4 protein-coding genes are annotated in these 5,326 nt (G+C 36.6%); all 4 read left to right on the top strand.

The window, feature by feature from the left end; genetic code table 11:
• Nucleotides 1–1,953 (top strand): Ig-like domain-containing protein (locus V7137_RS23900; RefSeq protein WP_335700383.1); only part of this gene is annotated, 1,953 nt, incomplete at its 5' end.
• An 894-nt stretch (nucleotides 1,954–2,847) separates the two neighbouring features.
• The gene (locus V7137_RS23895; protein ID WP_335700382.1) at nucleotides 2,848–3,183 is read left to right on the top strand and encodes an ArsR/SmtB family transcription factor; all 336 of its coding nucleotides are present in this window, start codon (nucleotides 2,848–2,850) and stop codon (nucleotides 3,181–3,183) included.
• Nucleotides 3,184–3,224: 41 nt separating this feature from the next.
• Nucleotides 3,225–4,223, top strand: coding sequence for an NADP-dependent oxidoreductase (locus tag V7137_RS23890; RefSeq protein ID WP_335700381.1), 999 nt, complete (start codon nucleotides 3,225–3,227; stop codon nucleotides 4,221–4,223).
• A 420-nt stretch (nucleotides 4,224–4,643) separates the two neighbouring features.
• The coding region (locus tag V7137_RS23885) for a hypothetical protein (protein ID WP_335700380.1) at nucleotides 4,644–5,326 on the top strand (683 nt) is incomplete at its 3' end.

Here is a 5,326-nt window from a genome sequence, read left to right as displayed (position 1 = left end):
GGTGCTGCAGATACGACAATAAACATGACAGATACATTTGATTCAATGGAGGGAGTGAAAGCTATAGATAATGTTGATGGCGATCTTACTTCACTGATTGTGGTAGATGGGTTTGTCGATATCAGCAAGCCAGGTGATTACGAACTTAAATATACTGTTACAGATAATACAGGAAATAGTTCAACCATTAAGCGAATTATAACGGTTGTAGATAACATTCCTCCTGCTAAGCCAATTGTAAATTCATTCGGAGACAACCAAAATATGATTACGGGTACTGCCGAGGAAAATGGATATGTTGTTGCGGAAGTAAACGGTTCAAAGATTGGTATGAGTCAAGTAGAGAATGGTGGATTCTTCGGAATTTGGATAAAAAAACAATTTGCTGGTACTAAAATCAATCTATATGTAGTAGATGCTTATGGGAATTCTGGTGAAGCCACTACAATTGAGGTTTCTGACCTTTCTGCTCCAGAAAAACCTCTACCAAATAAGGTGACAGATAAGGATAGTATAGTTACCGGGCGAAGCGAAGCTGGGACTACAATAAAAGTAAAAGTAAATGGTTTTGAGATAGGTTCTGGAACAGTAGAAGAAGATAGTAGCTTTACTGTGGCAATTCCTGTTCAAATGGCAGGAACTGAACTAGCTATTAGTGCAACTGATAAGGCTGGAAATGTAAGTGACACAACTACAGTAGTGGTGAAGGACGTAACCGCACCAGTTAAGCCAGAAGTAAATGAAGTAACGGACAAAGATACTGCTGTAACAGGTCGAGCAGAGCCTGGGTCGAAAGTAGAAGTGAAAGTAAATGGTTCAGTTATTGGTTCAGAAACAGTAGGAGAAGATGGTCAATATAGGGTGACTATATCAACACAAAAAGCCGATACAGAGTTAGTAATTATCGCTACTGATAAGGCTGGTAATATAAGTGAGGAAACTACAGTAGTGGTGAAAGATACAACTGCACCTGGAAAACCTGTAGTAAATCAAGTAAACGATAAAGATACAATTGTAACAGGTCAAGCGGAAGCCGGATCGAGAATCGAAGTGAAGATGAATGGCTCAGTAATCGGTAAAGGGACTTCTGGACAAGACGGCAAATATAAAGTGACGATACGAGTTCAAAAGGCTGGAACTGTATTAGAGATTGTTGCGACTGATTCTGTTGGAAATCAAAGTGAAGGAACCACCATAAAGGTTATAGACAAAACTCCTCCATCAATTTTTACAGTAAATTTGGTATCCGACAAGTCAAAGGAAGTAACCGGCAGGACGGAAGCGGGAGCGACTGTATCAATCAAAATCGGCACAAAGATCTATGCAGCAAAAGCTGATACAAAAGGGAACTTCAAAATAATCATTCCAGCACAAAAAGCAGGAACAAAATTAATTTTAACGGCTAAGGATGCAGCTGGTAATGTAAGTGTCGCCAAAAGTACCACCGTTCTTGATAAAACAGCACCAGTTGCTCCAACTGTTACGACAATTACAGACCTAGCAAAAGTGGTAACTGGTAAGGCAGAAGCAGGAGCAATTGTTACTGTAACAATTGGAACGAAAAAGTACATTGCCAAAGCAGATTCTAAGGGGAACTTTAAGGTAACGATTCCTGTGCAAAAAGCAGGCACAAAAGTAGTTGTGACAGCGAAAGATACAGCAGGAAATGTTAGTCTAGCTAAGAGTGTAATTGTCATTGACAAAACTGCTCCATTAGCACCGAAAATTAAAACGGTAGTGAAAAGCACCACAAAAGAGGTTACTGGAACCGCGGAAGCCTATTCTACGATAACGATCAAAGTAGGTAAGAAAGTCATCGGTACAGCCAAAGCAGATTCCAAAGGGAAATTCAAAGTGAAAATTAAAGCACAAAAGAAGAAAACAGTCTTAAGCGTGACAGCATCTGATAAAGCGAAGAATGTTAGTAAGGCAGTAGCTGTTAAAGTAAGGTAAATATAAAAAAGATTAATCCCCTTCACTCGATGTGAAGGGGATTATTAATCTTGAGAAAAGGATCGAAATTAAAAGGAAAGAGGCTTCAGAATGATGGAGATTCATACTTTGAGAGAAAACATTATAAAAATGTCGATGTGAGGAGGATCGGTATAGAGGATTAAAAGACTAAAATTTTGGGGATGTCTTAATTATTATGCTTCAATTCGCTCTATTATTTTAGTAAATCGTTACTGTAGTCAACACTCGACAATCTTTTTATGACTTTGAAGGTATAATTCCAGACTTGGAGCTCGATTAGACAATATTAATCAAACGTTTGTGTAATGGAGAAGTGGCGGGGAAATAGTAGATTAATGAATAATGTAAGTTTATGAGAAACCCATCTGATTTTGTTGAAAGATGGGTTATTTCCTGCGAAATTAATAAATGCTCTTCGACATTCTTCATGTCTACTTTGCTGCAGGAATTCATATACATCAATACTTGCAGAAGTTTTAACCAAACGTTTGAATAGTATAGCCTATATGGTATTTAGTCGAAAGAGTGTCGGATGGTGACGATAACGGCATAAACGACATCTTTCTCCTATTTTTCGTGCATGTTTCAACAATTTATTTTTGCATAGTGGAGAATTAAGCTATATCCATCAATGGCTGCAGTGAAACTAATCAAACGATTAATTAGAAGGGAAACTTGTGGAAGATGGTCGAGGGTTGTCACTGAAAAGATTAGTTAATATGGTGCGAGTTTAGATGTTCCACTTCAAAGATGTATTCGTCTCGATTTGCTTTCTCAATATTGCACCTAACATAGCAATAGTATATTGTTGTATTCGGCGATATGGTCCATCAACTTAAACCATTAAACTGATTGTTGGAGGTATTTTACTCAATGAATAAACAGGACCAACTAAATATGATCAAAGAGGATTTTATTAATTGTCAAAAGGTACTATTGGCAATTGGTGATGAAACACGTCAATCGATCTTGTTAGTTTTAATGGGAACGGATTGTCAAACAGGACTGCGTGTAGGTGAAATCACTGAACAAACACATCTTTCTCGACCTGCTGTGTCACATCATCTTAGGATTTTGCGTGATGCCGGTGTCATTTTAATGCGTAAGGAAGGGACAAAAAACTTTTATTATATTAATGTAAGTACAGAATTAGGTTTATTAAAAAACCTAGTGTTTGATATTGAAAAATTCATGCAGAATTTTTATTGAAATGATGGAAGATAAACATTCATTTTTTGGAGGTATAGCCAATGAGAGCAATGGTTATTGATCGGTATGGGAAAGTCCCAATGCGTTTGGAAGAAATGCCCACACCTGAAATTGGTGAATATGAGGTACTCGCAGAAATTCATGCAGCTAGTATTAATCCTGTTGATTTTAAGATACGCGATGGGAAAGTGAAATTGTTAGTTCAATATAAAATGCCTCTTATCCTTGGGAATGACTTTTCTGGTGTCGTGGCAAAAGTTGGCGCAAAAGTGACTCGTTTTAAAGTTGGGGATGAAATATATGCACGTCCACGTAAGAGTAACATCGGTACTTTTGCGGAATATATCTCCATTCATGAAAATGACATCGCCTTAAAACCTAAAAATTTAAGCTTTGAGGAAGCAGCATCGATCCCGCTGGTGGGGTTAACCTCCTATCAGGCCATACACGACATCCTGCAATTACATAAGGGACAAAAGATTTTGATCCATGCTGGGGCTGGTGGTGTCGGTACCTTTGCGATTCAACTAGCCAAATTAATGGGTGCCACTGTTACAACAACTGCCAGTGAAGCGGGTATGAATTTAGTAAAATCTCTTGGTGTAGATGAAATTATTAATTACAAGACAGAAAAATTTGAAGATATCCTGAAAAATTATGATGCAGTATTTGATACACTAGGGGGCGAGATACTCGAAAAATCATTCGAAGTGATAAAAAGAGGAGGAAAAATTGTTTCCGTTTCGGGATTACCGAATGCTCGTTTTGCTAAAGAATATGGTTCAGGATTTTTTAAAACGTTGTTGTTTTCAGCAGCGAGTACTAAACTTACTGCACTTGAAAAAAAGCATAATGTTCAATATACGTTTTTGTTCATGAAGCCAAGTGGAGATCAATTACGTATTATAGCAAACTTTATTGAGTCTGGTAAAATTAAACCTGTCATTGATAGAGTTTTTACTTTTCATGATGCTCAAAAGGCGATGGAATATGCGGAGTCGGGAAGGGCTAAAGGGAAAATAATTTTAAAAATCAAATAGTTATTAATTAAATCCGGTGCCTGTCACGCCCCGGATTTATATTTTTATAGAAAAATGCCCCATGAAGATCATGGGGCATTTTAATAACGATAAGAATCGTAGCTGCGGCACATTGGGGAGGATTGGTGGTATCTGTATTGCATGGTAAAGAGGGTGTTCACACTGGTGCACATCATGGAACCCCTCTTTTTTGAACTGTTTAGAATTTAAAGCATTGTCGAATGTTTTTTTAATGAATATTTTCCAATATTTGATAAGATTGTATTAGTTCATATTACCTGTTTCATTAGATGCAATACCAATAATTCATTTTATAGATAAGGAGGTTAGTAATGATACGAGTTTAATAGTAGCAGTATGCAATCTTTGATTTAGATCAATAATACATAATTTTATATCAATTAAAAAGGAGTAGAAAATTTGAAAATCGTAAAAAAATTATTCGTGGTATTAATCGCTTTTTTAATGGTCTTTAATACAAGTGAGTTAACCTTTACCTATAAAGCAGTATCAGCTGCAATCAATACTGATACGGATCCTGCTAAATTACAACAAAGTGACAATCTATTTACTGCCGGAAGCCCTCTTATCTTTGAAGAAGAGAAAAGTTATGCTATAAAAAATCAAAGTTCACATAGTGTTAATCTAGAATTTGAACCGACTTCGCCAATGAATTATGATTTTGTCAAATATAGCTCTGATGAGAAAATAATCCAATTTGAGAAAGATGCTTCGGGGAATATTGGTTTAGGTGATGGCGAATCTATCAGAATTACACCAAAAAATAATTTAAAAGGATCTATTCCAAATTCTACTGAAAATGAAGTTTTTGTAAGTGAATCTGAACCTGCACTTTACCGTTTCACATTAGAAAAAGATAAGCATTATGAGATTAAAAATACAAGTAATTCTTCTATTCTAATGAGAAACTTATCTGCTTGGGATAAAAAGGCGGAAATGGTCGTTTATGACTCGGATGGCAAAGTGAGAAACATTGATCAGGGGTGGTGGGGTGATTTATGGTTAAATGCAGGGGAGAAAGTTCGACTCAGTGTCAATCCAGAACAAACCCAAGAAGCCTATATACCATATGATCAGAAAGA

It is taken from the genome of Neobacillus drentensis (assembly GCF_036962765.1).
Classification (GTDB): Bacteria; Bacillota; Bacilli; order Bacillales; family Cytobacillaceae; genus Neobacillus; species Neobacillus drentensis_C.
This window is presented reverse-complemented; position numbering and strand designations above follow the sequence as displayed.